Genomic DNA, 17,035 nt, shown 5'->3' on the forward strand with positions numbered 1-17,035 from the left:
TGTGTCATTTTCAACTTTGGTTTCCCAAAGTTGAAAATTGACGTGTTGTTTGAAGCTAGTTTGCAAGTTCTACCACTTCACCCATCAAGGCTACGCCAGCAACAAATGCGCCTGCATGACATTCATATTCGGTATCACTTACTACTGTATTTTTTTTATAATAACTGGCAATGTTGATAACAGCATTCCCGCCTTCCTTTTTAGCGCGGTCTTGCAATGTTAATAGCGCTGACAGCAATACCCATTGGCAAGCTTCATCATCACTTTTATTAAATGCATTGGTTTTTTTATTGGTAGGGAAACTGCCTAAGCTTTTTGTTACTTCGCCGTGGGCTTGTTCGCCAAAATAAAGTGCAATGTTAGGATCTAACCTCTGTTTAAAGTCAGCTGACTCCATTGCTTCTTGAATCGAATACATATGTTTAGTGTCACGAGCTAATGTGTTCGACGCTATAAGTATCAATGATAAACCGATTACTACTTTAAAAAATTTCATATTGTCCTAATCTCCATTTTGGTTATTTTCGGGTGTTTATTTACACGGTTAAAGTGAAATCCCTTACTTACCGCGAAAGGTTAATTAGAAAGGAATTCACCGTCAACTGTTTCAGTTCAATAAACTTTCTTTGTCACGTTGCAATAATGAGTCAGTGAAGTAAAATGCTGGCGAAAAATGACTAATTTACTTGCGATGACAGCACACGGAGATTTATTTGACGGGCTTTACGTTAGAAGCATGGACTGCACTAGCACCTACTCTTGAAAATAAACAGGATTGGTCACAGTGGCTAGCTGAAAATACTGATATTGCAGAGCAACCTTTGACGGTTAACTTAAAGCATGTGCCAATGATGTTGCGAAGACGTTTCAATACTCTGGGTAAATGTGCAATGGGTGCCATTCACCAGTTGGCGTTAGATGAGTCAGATATTCCGTGTATCTTTGCGTCGCAACATGGTGACACTAAACTCACACTTTCATTGTTAGAGAATATTGGAAAGCATGAAGATATGTCTCCAACTGGATTTAGTTTAGCGGTACATAATGCGGTCAGTGGCTTGTATTCGATAATTAGTAACAATACCCGTGAAATAACTGCAATTGCTGCCATGGAAGGATTGATTGCCAGCGCGTTATTCGAAGCGATTGGTCAATTACAAATATCCGAAAAAGTACTCTGTATTGTTTATGATATGCCGCTGCCTGCACTGTATCAAACATACAGTGAAAGCTCGGAATTCCCTTACGCTATTGCCATGGTATTAAGCCAAAGCAACCACAATTCATTATCATTTACCCACCAAAACGAAAGTCATTCTAACCAAGAGTTGAACGCAGATCCAAAAAGTGAATTGCAACGCTTTATGGCATTTTTGTTAGATAAGTCTGAAGATTATATGTGTCGAGTGAATGGCTCTACATGGACACTGCAAAAGACCCATCATCATGTTAGCTAAATTGAAGTTTGCATGGCGCTGGCTTGCCACCGCTTTTAGTTTTTTTGTGTTTGGGGTCGGTGGGATCATTATTCCGGTTATTGTTGTGCCTATTTTATTCGTGTTACCTGGCACTCAATTGCAAAGGGAAGCGAGAGGGCAGAAATTTATTCACTTGGCTTTCGCGTCCTTTATAAAGTTAATGAGGTTTTTAGGGGTACTAACCTATGAAATTCATGGCGCAAAGGAACTTCGAGAAGCTAAGTTAGTACTTGCTAATCATCCAACCTTATTGGATGTTGTATTTTTGATAGCTCTGATACCAAATGCTAACTGCGTTGTAAAAGGTGCGTTATTGCGTAATCCATTCATGCGCGGAGCCATTCGCGCCGCCGGTTATACCATTAATAATGGCGCTGCAAATGATGTTCTCATTGATGCCAAAGACGTGTTTAACAAGCAACAAATTATGATTGTATTTCCGGAAGGGACGAGAAGTATCCCTGGGAAGTCCCATCAACTTAAGCGCGGAGCAGCTAATATTGCCATTAGAACCAATGTTGATATAACACCGGTAATTATTAGTTGTGAGCCAATATCACTCACAAAGCAAGATAAGTGGTATCATATCCCGTCAAGTCCCATGCATTTTAATATATCGGCTAATCCAATAATTAAAGTGAGCGACTTTCAGTTATCAAATAGCACCAAAAATGCGAGGTTGTTGACTGATTATTTAACTAAATATTTTAATGCTGAGGTTGGAGTTAATGACAGCGTTGCAAACTGAATTAAAAGAAATGATTATAGAATGTCTTGATCTTGAAGATGTAGAAGCAGAAGAAATTGATAATCAAGATCCATTGTTTGTTGATGGTCTTGGATTGGATTCTATTGATGCATTAGAAATAGGATTGGCGTTACAAAAACGTTATGGAATTAAATTAGATTCCAACTCGGAAGAAACCCGAGCTCACTTTGCCAATGTGAATGCCTTGGCTGACTTAGTAAAAAATCACAGAACAATATAAAGTAAGTCGATATTATGAAAAAACAGGAAGATACTTTTCAAAAGGTTGTTTCGCTTTTTGAAGAACTATTTGAGTTGGAGCCCGCCAAGGTCACGCCAGAATCAAATTTGTATGAAGACCTTGATATTGACAGCATTGATGCTGTCGATTTAGTAGTAGAACTGCGTAAAATGACAGGTATTAAAATAAAGCCAGAAGACTTTAAGTCCGTCAGAACCGTAAACGATATCGTTGAGCAGGTAGATAAATTAACGGCCGAATAACTGATGAAAAAACTATTAACCTTAGTGGTTATTATCTTAAGTGTCAGTTATCCATTTATTGTTTATTTCGGGTTGCAGAGCGTTGAAGCAAAATGGTTAATTCCTTTTTTGTTTTCAATGTTAGCGCTGCGATGGTGCGCATCTGAACAATCCTCTGAACGTAATGTAATTTTAATTACGTTAATGGTAATGGGAACGATTATTATGCTTGCCGGCCAACAACTTGGCTTAAAGTTTTATCCCGTTATGATGAATTTGAGTTTTTTTGTGCTGTTTGCAGGCAGTCTGTTTACCTCAACCAGCATTGTTGAAAAGTTCGCCCGTATAAAAGAGCCAGACTTACCTAACAAAGCGATTATTTACACACGTAAAGTCACTATGGTTTGGAGTGTGTTTTTTGTGATAAATGGTTCTATTGCATGTTTTACCGCACTATTTTCATCGGATGAAGTTTGGATGTTATACAACGGATTAGTCGCCTACATTTTAATGGGAATTTTAGGGATTTCTGAGTGGCTTATTAGGCAACAAGTAATCAAGGCCTAAAATGTCAGAATATTTTTCTTTATCAAATTGGACACAATCCCGTCCTAAACACAGTGTTGCTATTCGTTCTGGAAAGCATTTAAGCGTCGAAGAGTTCATGGCTAATGTTTATCGTTGGCAGCACACATTGTCTCAATATTCTGGGCAACGCTGGGTTGTGTATCATAGCGATCCTTACGAATTTTTATCTATTCTCTATGCTTTGTGGTACCTCAAAAAAGTCGCTTGCGTTCCAGGCGATAACCGGCCAGCGACAATCACTCGTTTGTTAAATCATGCAGATGGTGGTGTGGGAGAAATAGATAATGGTATTACACAGGAATCGGCGAGCGAACTGCAAGGTTTCGCTAATTTTGATTTTCCCAGGATTGATAATCAGCAAGTTGCAGTCGAGTTATATACCTCAGGGTCAAGTGGTGAGCCCAAAGCGATTATTAAAACCATTGGCCAATTAGAAAGTGAATTGCAAAGCTTGGAACAGCAATTTCCAGCTAAACCTGGTGCGCAGATACTCTCTACAGTCAGTCACCAACATTTATACGGGTTAACTTTTCGTTTATTGCGCCCCTTTAGCTCCGGCCAACCGTTTTTAACAGAATTATGTGAGTACACTGAAGATATATTTAATTATGCCCAACCATTAACTCAGTTTGTGCTCGTTGCCAGCCCATCGCATATCTCCAGAGTCAACGAGCTATTAGCTTGGTCCTCAATGAAGGCTGAGTGTTTAAATATATTTTCAGCAGCAGCTCCTTTGAAAAAAGCCGATGCTTTGCGCATGAGTAAGTTGCTAGATGCACCCTTATTAGAAATTTACGGAAGTTCGGAGACTGGCGTTATTGCTTGGCGCAGCCAGTCTGATAATGATGGAGAAGCACATTGGCAACGTTTACCCCATGTTATCTTTGAGATCGATGAGCAGGAGCAAGTTAAAGTGTGCTCCGCCTTTGTTGATAAGTCATCGCCTTACCTAAACGATAAATTAAATATTTATGCTGATGGCAGTTTTGAACTAAAAGGCCGATCTGATCAAATTGTCAAAATCGAGGGAAAGCGAGTTTCATTGAATGCAATTGAAAGTGTGTTAATTGCACATAACTGGGTTTTTGAAGCTAAAGCTTTTTCCCTAGTGCGCAAGCGAACGGAAGTGGCCGTTGTATTAACTCTAACGAAAGTGGGAGAAGTACAATTAATGCAAATGGGCCGAGCCAAGGTAATTAAAACCTTACGTAACTTATTATTGTCAAACTTTGAAACAATCGTTATTCCCAGACGTTGGCGATTTGTTGATACAATGCCTTATAATCAGCAAGGTAAGGTCACTATGGCGTCCTTGCATGCTTTGATGGAGCAACCCGCCTTGTTAAAATGGCCAATTATTAAATCAGTTGATAAAAACACAGCAGAGATAAAGATTGCTTGTGTTATTCCAACAGGACTCGTTTATTTTGACGGTCACTTTGACCAAGCCCCTATTTTACCCGGGGTTGTACAAGTGCATTGGGCGCAAAAATACGCAGCCGAGTATTTTGCTATTGCTGGTCGTTTTAGTCATTTAGAAGTGATTAAGTTCTCAAATATTATTCAGCCTGACGATCAGATAGAAATCGTGTTGACGTTCAATCCACAAAAACAAAAAGTGAGTTTTTCTTATCGCTCAGATAAAGGACTACATTCAAGTGGGCGAATTTGTTTTGCATAGTTCTACGATTAAACCTGCTATTTTGATCCCTGTATACAACCATGAGTTGGCTATAGTTGATACCTTGCGTGAAGTGATGGCATTTGGCTACCCTGTGTTATTGGTTGACGATGGCAGTAATGAGGCATGTGCTTCAGTTCTTCGTCAATTAGCTGAGCAATATAACCAACAAGTGACATTATTGTCTTTACCACTAAATGGTGGAAAAGGACATGCTGTTAAGTCTGGCCTACGTCAATTAGCAGAAATGGGATTTAGTCATGGTTTACAGGTCGATGCAGACGGACAACATAATTTAGCTGATATTCCCGCGTTTATGGAGTCCGGTTCAATGCACCCCAATGCCCTAATTGCAGGTTTTCCTCAATATGACGAGACAATTTCGAAAGGTCGCTTTTATGGCCGATATCTAACCCACGTATGGGTGTGGATTAACACTTTGTCTTTTACTATCAAAGATAGCATGTGCGGATTTAGATTGTATCCAGTGAAGCAGTTTAATCAAATGCTGAAAAAAAATCCTTGTGGTAATCGAATGGATTTCGATACTGAGGTTATCGTTCGCTGGTTGTGGCAAAAAGGACAGATAATAAACGTACAAACCAAAGTAAACTATCCAATTGACGGTGTTTCTCACTTTAATTTAGTGCACGATAATGTACTGATAAGTTGGATGCATACACGGTTGTTTTTTGGAATGTTACTGCGTTTGCCAAAGCTTTTGTGGCAGAAATTTTAAATGCAAAAGAAGATTACGCATTGGACACAGGTGCAAGAAAACGGCACCGTATTAGGGATTAAAATCTTACTTTTTATCTATCGTTTATTTGGTAGAACCGTGTTTAGTCTTATTCTCTTGCCGGTTATGGCTTACTATTATTTAACCAACAAAACGGCCAGACAATCATCTCAGCAATACCTTAACTACTTGAAACCCTTTATAGCCCCTGAGCAAGTAACCAAGCTGAGTAGCTTCAAACATTTCACCTCCTTTGGAAATATGCTGCTTGATAAACTACTAGTTTGGATGGGGCGGATTACCCCTGACGATATTGTATTTGAAACCCCTTCAGTGGTTGATAATATTAAAGCTTCAGGTCAAGGTGCGTTAATTGTGGTGTCCCATTTAGGCAATATTGAAGTCTGTAATGCGTTGCGACAAAAACTCGATGAAGTGAAGTTAACCATTCTTGTGAATACGGAACATGCTGAAAAGCTGAATTCACTAATGCAGCAATTAGACAGCAATACCCACGCTGAGTTACTACAAGTAAACGACCTTTCACCCGCCACTGCCATGATGTTAGCCGAGAGAGTAGAGCGGGGTGAGTTGATCGTCATAGCTGGTGATCGCACACCAGAACACGCTGGACGAATCTCTGAGGTGGAGTTTTTAGGTAAACCTGCCCACTTACCCCAGGGAGCTTTTATTTTAGCGAGTTTACTTAAATGTCCTGTTTACCTGTTGTTTTGTTTGAAACAGCGAAAAAAGTACCATATCTACGTGGAAAAATTTTCTGAACAACTAAAATTTGCTCGCAAAGAACGTCAGCAGCAATTAGATTTAGTGGTTCAAAATTATGCAGATAGATTACAGTATTACTGCATAAAAGCGCCGTTGCAGTGGTTTAACTTTTTTCCTTTCTGGCTATCAGATAACAAAACACCGAAACAATAAACAACGCTAAAAGAATGGTTTAACCGCCATTTGAGATTTAACAAGGAAACCCAAATGTTAGAAGCCCAGGCTGAAATTACCATTCCTTTTCATGACATTGATGTGATGCGCATCGCTTGGCATGGGCATTATGTGAAGTATCTTGAAATAGCGCGCTGTGCTTTGTTCGATAAAATGGGGTACAACTTTCCTGAAATGGAGCAGTCAGGCTATGCGTGGCCTGTCATCGACCTACATATTCGTTATGCGTCGCCCTTGAATTTTCAACAAGCCATTATTGTAAAAGCAAAAATAGTGGAATGGGAAAACCGCCTTAAAATTAACTATCAGATTGTTGATAAAGAAACCGGTAAGCGTCTCACTAAAGCGTCCACTGTCCAAGTTGCAGTGGAAATTGAAAGTAAAGAAATGATGTTCGAATCACCGCCTATTTTGTTTGAAAAGTTAGGGCTTTTAAAATGAAAAATGTGTCATTAATACGCCTATTTTTTTTCTGTTTAACGTTATTACCTAGTCTCGTATTTGCGCAATTTGACATCAACGAGCTAAACGCCATCTCAAGCTCTCCTGAGTTTTTACAAGGTCAATTCGTACAACAAAAATATCTGAATGACTTTGATGTGAGCCTTGAGTCAACAGGTAAATTTGATTATCTGCAAGGGCAAAATGTCCATTGGCATACACTCACACCTATTCAAAACTTAGTGACCATGACACCTTCTAGTATTGTCAGCAGTCAAGGTGAAGTGGAAGTGATGAGTTTACAGGCAGAATCTAACCCAGTCGTCACATTGTTAAGCGAAGTGTTTTTTTCAGTCTTAACCTCACAGTGGCAACAATTAGAAAGTTATTTTGTGATAAGTGGTGAAGTTGAGGCGCAAACATGGTCAGTGTTGTTAGAGCCAAAAGATGCTGCCCTTGCACAAGCAATTAGTCATGTGGAATTGAAAGGTGATGCATATCTGCGCTATCTAAAGTTTTACGAAAGTAATGGCGACTATACTGAAATTCACTTTAGCCAATTGAGTCAACAAAAGTGAGACACAAATGGCAGAAGGTTGCCGCTGTTTTATGGGGGCTCACGGTTATCGGCCTACTGATACTCGCTTTCAGTCGTCCAGTGACATTCGATTCAAGTATTATGTCGTTGTTACCCAAATCACAGCAACAACCCCTAGCTCAGCAGGCTATTGATCAAACTTCAGCCAGGTTTTCCAAACGTCTATTATTATTGTTAAGTGGCGAAGATGAAACTAGCTTACGCCAATCTGTTGTCACCTTAGCTCAAGAGTTACAGGCTTTATCTCCGGTGTCTGAGGTGCGTTGGCAAGTTGAAAGTAATCAACTGGAAGAATTACGCCAGGGGCTTTTTCCTTATCGTTTTGCTTTACTTGATCCTGCTGCTCGCGAAGATTTGCTAACTGGAAATTATTCGTTGTTTGAACGCCGTACCCTAGGAAACCTCTTTAGCCCTTTAACCGCCAGTAAAGTAGAGTTAATTGACGATCCCTTTGGCTTTTATGGGCTGCTTAGTCAGCAGCAAACTAGTGACATTAATATTCAAATAAGTCATTCATTCTTAAAAGTTAAAAATACTGATGTCCCAACTTATCTGCTCTTAGTTACTTTTAACCAAGAACCTTATTCATTAGTGATGCAAGACATTGTGATGGGGTTCTTATCAGCAAAAACTAAGACACTAGCGGAAAATGATATCCTATTGAGAAGCTCTGGAATGATATTGCATGCTGCTGCTGGGGCAGATCAGGCGAGAGCTGAAATCTCAAGTATTGGCATAGGCTCGTTAATTGGCATTATTCTCATATTGTTAATGGTTTTTCGTCGGCTCAAGCCCATTGTACTGATGTTATTGCCCGTTTCTATTGGCTGCTGCAGCGCAATTGCCGTTACATTGATGATGTTTCAACAGGTGCACTTAATTACTCTTGCTTTTGGCGCTGGATTAGTTGGTGTATCCATTGATTACGCATTGCATTTTGTCTGTGAAAGACAGTACTCCAATCCTCAAAAGGTGCTGCCTAAAATCCTTCCAGGTTTGCTGCTCGGTCTATTTTCCAGTGTTCTTGCATATGCGGTACAAGCATTTGCTCCTTTTCCAGGATTGCAGCAGATGGCAGTTTTTTCGGTGGTAGGATTAATTGCCTCTTGGCTAACAGTGGTCTTAGTTTTCCCTGTTTTAACCGCCAAAGATACAAAAATTAGTTTACCTTTAGCAGACAAACTATTTAGCTTACGCAATAAAATTCCTCGTTTTAGTACCCATCCTTTAAGTCTGGTTTTGTTATTGGGAATATCTGCTGTCGCTCTTGGAGTTGTAATAAAGGGAGCCCCACAAGATGATATTCGACTTTTGCAGACCTCACCGGCATCGTTATTAAAACAAGAACAGTCGATTCAAGCTATGCTAGGCACGAATAGCAGTACGCAGTTTATTCTAGTGAAAGGACAGTCCGTTGAGGCTTGCCTACTTAAAGAACAGCAGTTATTTAAACATTTAAAAAGCTTGCAACAAGATAAGCTGATTCCACCTTTTCAGGGGCTATCAACTCATCTTCCACCACAGGCAACGCAACAACAAAACTATGCCTTGGTAGCAGAACTTTATAAGGAGAAGTTACCCGAACTGTTTAAAAAACTGAAATTTGATGATGCTCGATTAATAGCAGCTAACCTTGCTTTTGAACAGGCTAAAGACAGCTTCCTAAGCGTTGAAAACTGGTTAACATTGGAAAGTAGTGAGCCATGGCAAGATTTATTAGTAAGGGATGAGCCTAATAACAGTGCCACTATTATTCGCTTTTCAGGGTATCTTAATCAACAAGCAAAATTAAGCATAGAACAACTGATAGCGGCGGACGCAGAACTTATATTAATAGATCAAGTAAGCAATATCTCAGATGTGATGAAACAGTACAGAGTACAGGTAACCGAACTGGTTTTATTGGCTTATATGGTGGTGTTGATGATTTTAGTGTGGCGTTACAAAATGCAAGTGTGGCGCGTGATTTTACCCCCATTTCTGGCGTCAATTATGGCTTTAGCAAGTATCACCTTAATTGAAGGTGGAATGAATATGTTTCATTTGTTGGCGCTAATTTTAGTGCTAGGTATTGGTTTAGATATGGGAATTTTTATGGCGGAGTCTGGTGAAAGTAAACATACTTGGTTAGCCGTTTCGCTGTCTAGTTTTACTAGCTTACTCGCCTTTGGATTATTGGCCTGGAGCAACACCCCAGTGTTACATCATTTTGGTTTGACCGTGCTAATAGGTTTAACTTTAGTGTGGTTAATTACGCCCGCCATGCGCGTGCATAAGCAGAAAACGTGAACTTAAATAGAATAAAAAATCCCTCAACATTAATAGGATTTAAAATAATGGAGATACTCGGCAGTGCAAAATAAGATGGATACATTCGATATTGTAGTGATAGGCGCAGGACCTGCAGGAGCAGTTTCATCTGCGCTACTTAATAAAAAAGGGTATCGAGTTTTAGTATTAGAGAAACAGCACTTTCCGCGCTTTTCCATTGGTGAAAGTTTGTTGCCCCAATGTATGACTTATTTAGAGCAAGCCGGCATGTTGGAAGCTGTGGAAAATGCTAATTTCCAACATAAAAATGGTGCTGCCTTTTGTCGTGGAAACCAATATGAATACTTTGATTTCCGTGAAAAATTCTCAGACGGTTGGGGCACCACTTTTCAAGTGCAACGTGAGTCCTTTGACAAAATCCTCGCTGATGAGTCTGCCAAACAAGGTGTAACTTTCCGTTACGGGCATACGCTCAAAGCATGTACCACCAAAGATCACCTCCGTGTTCTTAGTGTTGAAACTGATAGTGGCGAAGAGTATCAAGTGCAAGGGCGCTTTGTTTTGGATGCCAGTGGCTTTGGTCGAGTTTTGCCGAAGTTATTAAATTTGGAAAAACCCTCAACATTAGGTACTCGAAAGTCTATTTTCACTCATATAAAAGACAATATTAATGCGCCCGAGTTTGACCGTAATAAAATTCTTATCACCGTGCACCCGCAACACAGCGAAGTGTGGTTTTGGTTAATCCCCTTTAGTAATGGCAGAGCGTCTCTAGGAGTGGTTATTCCTCCGGCACTTTTAGACACGATGCCTGGTACTCCTGGTGAGTGTTTACAGCAGTTAATTTCAGAAGCGGGTAAGTTAGCAGAATTTCTAAAAGACGCAGAGTTTGACACTGAATTTCGGACTTTGGGAAGCTACTCATGCGACGTCACTAGTTTGTATGGTGACAATTACGCGTTGTTGGGCAATGCTGGGGAATTTTTAGATCCTATCTTTTCATCGGGAGTTACAATTGCATTGACCTCAGCAAGCCTAGCGGCAGAAGTGGTTGACAGACAACTGCGTGGTTTAGCGCCGAACTGGGAAGAAGAATACGCACAAAAATTAAAAGTGGGCGTCACTACCTTCAAGGAGTTTGTTGAGGGTTGGTATGATGAGCGTTTTCAAAATGTGGTGTTCTCAAACCAGAAAAGCGACAATATTACGCGAATGATAAGTTCTATTTTGGCCGGTTACGCTTGGGATAAGAAAAATCCATACGTACATAATCCGAGTCGATTAACCACCTTGGCACAAATATGTCAAAACGACTAACTATTGTTATTTGCTTATGTCTTTGTTTAGGGGCGTGTAGCTTACTTAATAGCGGTGCTAACCGGGCATTTCCTCTGCTGTTATTACCACCAGTGAATGGGCCAGAGTCAGCAATATATAAACAACGTTTGGAGTTGGAATCTGAGACTAACTTTAGCAAATTGTTGGTGGTGTTAAAAATTGATAAATCAGAGATAAAGTTGCGAGGGCTGCTGCCTACGGGGCAGTCTGTCTATGCTCTGGATTACGATGGCCAAAATTTAAATCATCAAAGTTTTGGGGGAAATGAACTGCCTGCTCAAGATATTCTGAGCATGTTACAATTTGCCCTTTGGCCGGAGTCGGCAATACGTCAATATTATCAACAAGACGAAGGTTGGTTGCTGGAAATCAAACCTAAATATCGTTTATTGTCACTTAATGGCAGCATTAAGTTACGTGTTGATTATTTGGCAGATCAACAATTGATGCTAGAAAATTATGCTCATCAATACAAAGTGAAAATTGAAACCTTGGAGTACAAAAGGTTGTGATAAAGAAAAAATGTTACCTAAACGCATTAGGAATATTGTGTGCCGCAGGAAATAATGGCGACCAAATCAAACATAATATTCAGTCAGGTAATGTCAAATTAACTAAGTCGGACAATTATCATGCAGGTCCGGCGCTTCCCCTAGGGTTGATCGCAGGGGAGTTACCTAAGATCCCCTTAGAACATAAAAAGTGGCAAAGTCGCAACAATCAATGTGCCTTTGCTGCACTGCAGCAAATTCGAACGCAGGTTGACCAAGCTATTAGTCAATTCGGGGAACATCGAGTTGCCGTTATTATTGGTACTAGTACTTCAGGTATTGCAGAAAGTGAACAAGCAATTGAACAATGGGTGACGACTGAAACTGTGCCTGAATCCTATGACTATGGTTTGCAGGAAATGGGAGCTCCCGCTCAATTTATCGCCGAAGTTTTAGGGGTTAAAGGGCCGGCATACGGAATTTCAACGGCTTGCTCATCTGGGGCAAAAGCGTTGGCCACTGCCCGCCGCTTGTTATCTGCTGGATTATGCGATGCCGTTGTTGCAGGTGGCGTTGACACTATGTGTCAGCTCACTGTGCAAGGCTTTAGTTCTTTACAAGCCGTAAGTGAAGATATTTGTAATCCGTTCAGTGTTAACCGCAAAGGCATCAACATCGGTGAAGGGGCTGGATTGTTTTTAGTTAGCAAGCAAAAAAGTGGGGTTGAACTACTTGGTTCTGGGGAAAGCAGTGATGCCCATCACATTTCGGCACCCGATCCTGCAGGCAAAGGCGCGATTAAATGTATGCAAGGTGCCCTTAGTGATGCCCAATTAGCGCCGAGTCAGATCGATTATATTAACCTCCATGGCACGGCCACCGAACTCAATGACCAAATGGAGTCGACAGCGGTCAATTCCATTTTTGCTGATAATGTATTGTGCAGCTCTACTAAACCTTTTACCGGACATACACTAGGGGCAGCAGGCGCGGTTGAAGCTGGTATCTGTTGGTTGATGTTGGAAGATAACAGTACACAAGCATTCATACCTCCCCATTTATGGGACAAGCAAGCCGATCCAGAATTACCTCAGTTACACTTTGCAGATGCGGGTTCTCATCAACCGAAATCAATAGATTATGTGTTGAGTAATTCATTTGCTTTCGGTGGCAACAATATATCCTTGTTATTAGGGCGGGCTTAATATGGAAGCTTATAATATTTCTGAGTTTGTTCCTCATTCAGGTAAAATGAGTCTCTTGGATGACGTTTTAGATTTTGGTGATGGCTGGTTAAAAGCAAGATTACAAATTAAACCTGAATCGATGTTTGTCGAAAAACAAGGCGTTTCCGCCGTGGTAGGTATCGAATATTTGGCTCAAGGTGTAGCAGCTTACGCAGGAAGCAAAGAACGGCAATCTGGATTAAAGCCTAAATTAGGGTTTTTATTAGGGTGCCGAAAATACCAATCTAGTGTTGACTATTTTCCTGTTGGTAGTGTGTTGACCATTGAAGTGCAATTAGAAATGGAAGCAGACAACGGTTTAAACGTATTTAATGCAGTATTGCGCGGCAATGGGATTGAGGCATCAGCAAAGCTGAATGTGTTCCAACCTGAAGATGCCGCAGCATTTTTAAAAGGAGAATAACGATGGCGGATACGGTACTAATAACAGGATCAAGTCGAGGCATTGGTAAAGCGATAGCGTTGCGGCTTGCAAAACAAGGTTTTGATATTGTTGTTCATTGTCGCGATAACATTACCCTTGCTCAAGAGGTTGTCGAACAAATAACAGACATGGGACGTAACGCCAGAATTCTCAGTTTTGATATCGCAAACCGGCAACAAGCCCAACAAATCTTAGAGCAAGATGTAGAGCAACATGGCGCGTATTATGGTGTAGTTTGTAATGCCTCCATCGCCAGAGATAATGCATTCCCAGCCATTCCTGGCGAGGAGTGGGACTTAGTTGTTCATACTAATTTGGATGGCTTTTACAACGTTTTATACCCCATTATTATGCCCATGATTCGACGCCGGAAACCAGGCAGAATTGTGACCTTGTCGTCTGTTTCTGGCGAGATGGGAAATCGTGGTCAGGTTAATTATAGTGCGTCAAAAGCCGGAATTATTGGTGCTACTAAAGCCTTAGCGGTAGAATTGGCTAAACGAAAAATAACCGTGAATTGTGTTGCTCCTGGGGTCATTGATACTGAAATGACCGAAGATCTGCATATGGAAGAAGCAATGAAAATGATCCCTATGCAACGCATGGGAAAAGTGGAAGAAGTGGCAGCTGCAGTCGGATTTTTAATGTCTGAAGATGCAGGGTATGTCACTCGACAGGTTATCTCTGTCAATGGTGGAATGTATTAATGAATCGAGTTGTTGTAACAGGAATTGCAGGTTTCTCTCCAATTGGAAATAACTGGGAAGCTATCTTTGGCCGTTTAAAGTCCGGTGAAACCGGCATTGTTCAAATGCCTGAATGGGATATCTATGAAGGTTTGAATACCCGGCTTGGTGCCAAGGTCGATTTTACCGTGCCTGCCCACTATTCTAGAAAAGATTTGCGTAGTATGGGGCGGGTAGCACAACTTGCTGTAGTGAGTTCTGAAAATGCATTAATCGATGCAGATTTGCTCAATGCTGATGTATTAACCAGTGGCCAAGCGGGGGTTTCCTACGGATCATCTGCTGGAGATACCGGGGCTATTGCTGACTTTGGCAATATGCTACTGCACAATAATTGTGACGGTTTAAATGCTAACACTTACATCAAAATGATGTCGCACACCTCACCAGTTAATATTGGCATTTATTTTGGTTTAAAAGGCCGAGTTTATACCACATCCAGTGCGTGCACCTCAGCAAGCATGGGCATAGGGCAAGGTTACGAAGCGATTAAGTTTGGTCAACAGAAAGTGATGCTTGCTGGTGGTTGTGAACACCTTTGTGCAACAGAAGCCGCGGTATTTGATACCCTGTATGCTACGAGCACAAAGAATGACAGCCCAGGGCAAACGCCAAGACCTTTTGATAAAGATCGCGATGGTTTGGTCATTGGTGAAGGCGCTTGTACTTTGGTGTTAGAAGAATATGAGCATGCCATCCAGCGTGGCGCAAATATCTATGCTGAGTTAGTGGGCTTTGGTACCAATTCAGATGGTCAGCACATTACTCAGCCTTCAGCCAAAACCATGGAGCAAGTTATTCGCTTGTCCCTTGAAGACGCAGGTCTTGCTCCACAACAAATAGGTTACATAAGTGCCCATGGCACTGCCACTGATCGCGGAGATATTGCTGAAACCCAAGCCACCTCAGCTGTATTTGGCAAACATACTCCTATTAGCTCTCTAAAAAGTTATACCGGACATACCTTAGGTGCCTGCGGTGCTTTAGAGGCTTGGGTTGCCATTGAAATGATGCGTAATAACTGGTTCCATCCCACTGCAAACCTTGAAAGTGTAGATGATAGTTGCGGTGAGTTAGACTACATTAAGCAGCAAGGTAGAGAGTTGGAAACCGATTATATAATGAGTAATAATTTTGCCTTTGGTGGCATTAATACTTCACTCATTTTTAAACGTTGGAACGCTTAATCAAATAAAGATAAAGGCATTACTGGTTTATTATGTCTTGTTAAAAGTAGTTAGGAATTATGGGACTTAAATCATTTGTTTATATTTTTATTGGCTTAATCGTTGCGGCGGTGGCTTTGGTTTGGTTTAGTCAAGATAACTATGACAAAGTTTTTCACGCAGAATTTGTGGGAAGCGAAGTCTGTGGTGATTGCCATATTATTAATTACGATGCTTGGTTGAAATCGCCCCATCACAATATTACCCATGCCCCTAGTGACAGCACGGTTGTAGGTAATTTCAATAACGGTACTTTTTTCTTAAATACAGATCCTGATAAAACCAGTCCTGCGGTTAAATCCTTTCGACAAGGTGAGGATTTCTTTTTAGCTCTCAAAGATATTGATTCAGATGAGTACAAATCCTTTAAAATCGATAAAGTAATAGGTTATCAATATCGCCAAACTTATCTTACCCAAGAAGATGGTGGTGTGTTGAGGCGCTTACCTGTGCAATGGTCTGTGGCTAGAGGTGAGTTTTTTGCCTATTGGAACGAGCAAGAACAAAGCCCGGAAACTGTCCACGATTTATGGGAACAGATGAAGCCATTAAATTCCGCTTGGAATTTATATTGCGCCCGTTGCCATACCACTAATTTACAACAAATAAGTAAAGATCGTGCCCATACTGTGGCCAATGTAAAGTGGACTGAAGATGGAGTGGGTTGTGAAGTCTGCCATGGACCCGGCAGTAAACATCTCGATTATATGCAAGATAAACCAATTAACCGCATGATGTCCTTGGTCAATTTAAAACTGTTTGAAGAGCCTGTTCCTTACATCATGAATGCCGCTGATCACTCTCAAGGAGTAGCGTTAAGTGTTTGTGCCCGTTGTCATGGTTCAGATATTTTACGAAAACGAATGGATGCTTATCGCACTTATACTCCAGGTTATGATCACGCTGGTAATTTAAATGACTTATCCGAATATTTTACCGAAGCAGAAACGGTACCTGGTCGCACTTTCCCTACTTTACAAGTTTGGCCCGATGGTCGTCCTAAAGGGTTAGGTACTTTGTTTCGTTCCTTTGCCGACTCGGCACATTATGAACAAACTGATATGCGCTGCTACGATTGTCATGATCCCCATAATAACAAACAGCCTGCGAAGTTCGGTATTTTAGAAGCCTCTGAAGTTAGTAATCAGTTTTGCCTAGACTGCCATCAACCCATACAGCAGAATTTGGCTAAACATACTAGGCATGCGCCAGACACCAAAGGTTCTTTTTGTTATGACTGCCACATGCCTAAAAACCTGCTGAATCAGGTATCTGGTATCGATTATTATGTAAGAAGCCACAACGTGGGTACCATTCCCAATCCTCTGTTATCAGCCAAAATGGGCTTAGAAAACTCTCCCAATGCTTGTAACGAATGTCACACTGAGCAAACCGCAGAGTGGGCAGTAGAAAAGATGCGAGCATGGGGAATGGATGGTCATTTGTTGGATACGGAGTTGCATATGAATCGTAATGCGCACTCTGATATGACCCATTAATCGAGAAGTGAAATTTTGCTAGGCGCGAAAAACGCTATACCTAATATGCGCTAGGTTCCAGAAAGTGGTCAGAACAC

19 protein-coding genes are annotated in these 17,035 nt (G+C 41.0%); 18 read left to right on the forward strand and 1 reads right to left on the reverse strand.

Annotated elements, in window-relative coordinates:
- Positions 1-55: 55 nt before the first annotated feature.
- The gene (locus ABJV04_RS02940; RefSeq protein ID WP_348489701.1) at positions 56-496 is read right to left on the reverse strand and encodes an excinuclease ATPase subunit; all 441 of its coding nucleotides are present in this window, start codon (positions 494-496) and stop codon (positions 56-58) included.
- A gap of 217 nt (positions 497-713) precedes the next feature.
- Here ABJV04_RS02940 and ABJV04_RS02945 point away from each other — a divergent pair, with 217 nt between their 5' ends.
- The 18 genes from ABJV04_RS02945 to ABJV04_RS03030 all read left to right on the forward strand — a co-directional run bounded on the left by ABJV04_RS02945 (position 714) and on the right by ABJV04_RS03030 (position 16,958).
- Complete coding sequence (locus tag ABJV04_RS02945; protein WP_348489703.1) at positions 714-1,457, forward strand: beta-ketoacyl synthase chain length factor; 744 nt, start codon at positions 714-716, stop codon at positions 1,455-1,457.
- Positions 1,447-2,226: a lysophospholipid acyltransferase family protein gene (locus tag ABJV04_RS02950; protein ID WP_348489705.1), complete on the forward strand. Its 780-nt coding sequence runs from the start codon at positions 1,447-1,449 to the stop codon at positions 2,224-2,226. The genes ABJV04_RS02945 and ABJV04_RS02950 overlap by 11 nt, the downstream gene beginning before the upstream one ends.
- On the forward strand, positions 2,207-2,467 hold the full coding sequence (locus tag ABJV04_RS02955; protein WP_348489707.1) for a phosphopantetheine-binding protein: 261 nt from the start codon (positions 2,207-2,209) through the stop codon (positions 2,465-2,467). The genes ABJV04_RS02950 and ABJV04_RS02955 overlap by 20 nt, the downstream gene beginning before the upstream one ends.
- 14 nt (positions 2,468-2,481) lie before the next feature.
- Positions 2,482-2,730, forward strand: a complete 249-nt coding sequence (locus ABJV04_RS02960; protein WP_348489709.1) for an acyl carrier protein — start codon at positions 2,482-2,484, stop codon at positions 2,728-2,730.
- 3 nt (positions 2,731-2,733) lie between these two features.
- The gene (locus ABJV04_RS02965; RefSeq protein WP_348489711.1) at positions 2,734-3,276 is read left to right on the forward strand and encodes a hypothetical protein; all 543 of its coding nucleotides are present in this window, start codon (positions 2,734-2,736) and stop codon (positions 3,274-3,276) included.
- Position 3,277: 1 nt separating this feature from the next.
- Positions 3,278-4,978: an AMP-binding protein gene (locus ABJV04_RS02970; RefSeq protein ID WP_348489712.1), complete on the forward strand. Its 1,701-nt coding sequence runs from the start codon at positions 3,278-3,280 to the stop codon at positions 4,976-4,978.
- The gene (locus ABJV04_RS02975) at positions 4,956-5,717 is read left to right on the forward strand and encodes a glycosyltransferase family 2 protein (RefSeq protein ID WP_348489714.1); all 762 of its coding nucleotides are present in this window, start codon (positions 4,956-4,958) and stop codon (positions 5,715-5,717) included. The genes ABJV04_RS02970 and ABJV04_RS02975 overlap by 23 nt, the downstream gene beginning before the upstream one ends.
- A complete protein-coding gene (locus ABJV04_RS02980) occupies positions 5,718-6,656 on the forward strand; it encodes a lipid A biosynthesis acyltransferase (protein WP_348489715.1) in 939 nt (312 codons plus the stop codon).
- Positions 6,657-6,710: 54 nt separating this feature from the next.
- Positions 6,711-7,118, forward strand: coding sequence for an acyl-CoA thioesterase (locus ABJV04_RS02985; protein ID WP_348489717.1), 408 nt, complete (start codon positions 6,711-6,713; stop codon positions 7,116-7,118).
- Positions 7,115-7,696, forward strand: a complete 582-nt coding sequence (locus ABJV04_RS02990; RefSeq protein ID WP_348489718.1) for an outer membrane lipoprotein carrier protein LolA — start codon at positions 7,115-7,117, stop codon at positions 7,694-7,696. The genes ABJV04_RS02985 and ABJV04_RS02990 overlap by 4 nt, the downstream gene beginning before the upstream one ends.
- The gene (locus ABJV04_RS02995; RefSeq protein WP_348489720.1) at positions 7,693-10,005 is read left to right on the forward strand and encodes an MMPL family transporter; all 2,313 of its coding nucleotides are present in this window, start codon (positions 7,693-7,695) and stop codon (positions 10,003-10,005) included. The genes ABJV04_RS02990 and ABJV04_RS02995 overlap by 4 nt, the downstream gene beginning before the upstream one ends.
- A gap of 75 nt (positions 10,006-10,080) precedes the next feature.
- Positions 10,081-11,304 carry an NAD(P)/FAD-dependent oxidoreductase gene (locus ABJV04_RS03000; RefSeq protein ID WP_348490018.1) on the forward strand — a complete coding sequence of 408 codons (1,224 nt, stop codon included), beginning with the start codon at positions 10,081-10,083 and terminating at the stop codon, positions 11,302-11,304.
- The gene (locus ABJV04_RS03005) at positions 11,289-11,837 is read left to right on the forward strand and encodes a DUF3261 domain-containing protein (protein ID WP_348489721.1); all 549 of its coding nucleotides are present in this window, start codon (positions 11,289-11,291) and stop codon (positions 11,835-11,837) included. Before ABJV04_RS03000 ends, ABJV04_RS03005 begins: the two co-directional genes overlap by 16 nt.
- Positions 11,834-13,021 (forward strand): beta-ketoacyl-[acyl-carrier-protein] synthase family protein, encoded by a 1,188-nt coding sequence (locus ABJV04_RS03010; RefSeq protein ID WP_348489723.1) that lies wholly within the window; start codon positions 11,834-11,836, stop codon positions 13,019-13,021. Before ABJV04_RS03005 ends, ABJV04_RS03010 begins: the two co-directional genes overlap by 4 nt.
- A gap of 1 nt (position 13,022) precedes the next feature.
- On the forward strand, positions 13,023-13,466 hold the full coding sequence (locus tag ABJV04_RS03015) for a hypothetical protein (RefSeq protein ID WP_348489724.1): 444 nt from the start codon (positions 13,023-13,025) through the stop codon (positions 13,464-13,466).
- A gap of 2 nt (positions 13,467-13,468) precedes the next feature.
- A complete protein-coding gene (locus ABJV04_RS03020) occupies positions 13,469-14,194 on the forward strand; it encodes a 3-ketoacyl-ACP reductase FabG2 (RefSeq protein ID WP_348489725.1) in 726 nt (241 codons plus the stop codon).
- Entirely contained in the window at positions 14,194-15,420 is a 1,227-nt protein-coding gene (locus ABJV04_RS03025) for a beta-ketoacyl-ACP synthase (RefSeq protein ID WP_348489727.1), read from the forward strand. The genes ABJV04_RS03020 and ABJV04_RS03025 overlap by 1 nt, the downstream gene beginning before the upstream one ends.
- 59 nt (positions 15,421-15,479) lie before the next feature.
- Positions 15,480-16,958, forward strand: coding sequence for a multiheme c-type cytochrome (locus ABJV04_RS03030; RefSeq protein ID WP_348489729.1), 1,479 nt, complete (start codon positions 15,480-15,482; stop codon positions 16,956-16,958).
- The last annotated feature ends 77 nt before the right edge of the window (positions 16,959-17,035 follow it).

It is taken from the genome of Aliiglaciecola sp. (genome assembly GCF_039982535.1).
Classification (GTDB): domain Bacteria; phylum Pseudomonadota; class Gammaproteobacteria; order Enterobacterales; family Alteromonadaceae; genus Aliiglaciecola.

Excerpts from the sequence above, each read along its gene's own strand:
- ABJV04_RS03015 (WP_348489724.1), top strand. The coding sequence starts at position 13,023 with ATGGAAGCTTATAATATTTCTGAGTTTGTTCCTCATTCAGGTAAAATG.
- ABJV04_RS02990 (WP_348489718.1), top strand. The coding sequence starts at position 7,115 with ATGAAAAATGTGTCATTAATACGCCTATTTTTTTTCTGTTTAACGTTA.
- ABJV04_RS02960 (WP_348489709.1), top strand. The coding sequence starts at position 2,482 with ATGAAAAAACAGGAAGATACTTTTCAAAAGGTTGTTTCGCTTTTTGAA.
- ABJV04_RS03005 (WP_348489721.1), top strand. The coding sequence starts at position 11,289 with ATGTCAAAACGACTAACTATTGTTATTTGCTTATGTCTTTGTTTAGGG.
- ABJV04_RS03000 (WP_348490018.1), top strand. The coding sequence starts at position 10,081 with ATGGATACATTCGATATTGTAGTGATAGGCGCAGGACCTGCAGGAGCA.
- ABJV04_RS02940 (WP_348489701.1), bottom strand. The coding sequence starts at position 496 with ATGAAATTTTTTAAAGTAGTAATCGGTTTATCATTGATACTTATAGCG.
- ABJV04_RS02955 (WP_348489707.1), top strand. The coding sequence starts at position 2,207 with ATGACAGCGTTGCAAACTGAATTAAAAGAAATGATTATAGAATGTCTT.
- ABJV04_RS03030 (WP_348489729.1), top strand. The coding sequence starts at position 15,480 with ATGGGACTTAAATCATTTGTTTATATTTTTATTGGCTTAATCGTTGCG.
- ABJV04_RS02985 (WP_348489717.1), top strand. The coding sequence starts at position 6,711 with ATGTTAGAAGCCCAGGCTGAAATTACCATTCCTTTTCATGACATTGAT.
- ABJV04_RS02965 (WP_348489711.1), top strand. The coding sequence starts at position 2,734 with ATGAAAAAACTATTAACCTTAGTGGTTATTATCTTAAGTGTCAGTTAT.
- ABJV04_RS03020 (WP_348489725.1), top strand. The coding sequence starts at position 13,469 with ATGGCGGATACGGTACTAATAACAGGATCAAGTCGAGGCATTGGTAAA.
- ABJV04_RS03025 (WP_348489727.1), top strand. The coding sequence starts at position 14,194 with ATGAATCGAGTTGTTGTAACAGGAATTGCAGGTTTCTCTCCAATTGGA.
- ABJV04_RS02980 (WP_348489715.1), top strand. The coding sequence starts at position 5,718 with ATGCAAAAGAAGATTACGCATTGGACACAGGTGCAAGAAAACGGCACC.
- ABJV04_RS02970 (WP_348489712.1), top strand. The coding sequence starts at position 3,278 with ATGTCAGAATATTTTTCTTTATCAAATTGGACACAATCCCGTCCTAAA.
- ABJV04_RS02950 (WP_348489705.1), top strand. The coding sequence starts at position 1,447 with ATGTTAGCTAAATTGAAGTTTGCATGGCGCTGGCTTGCCACCGCTTTT.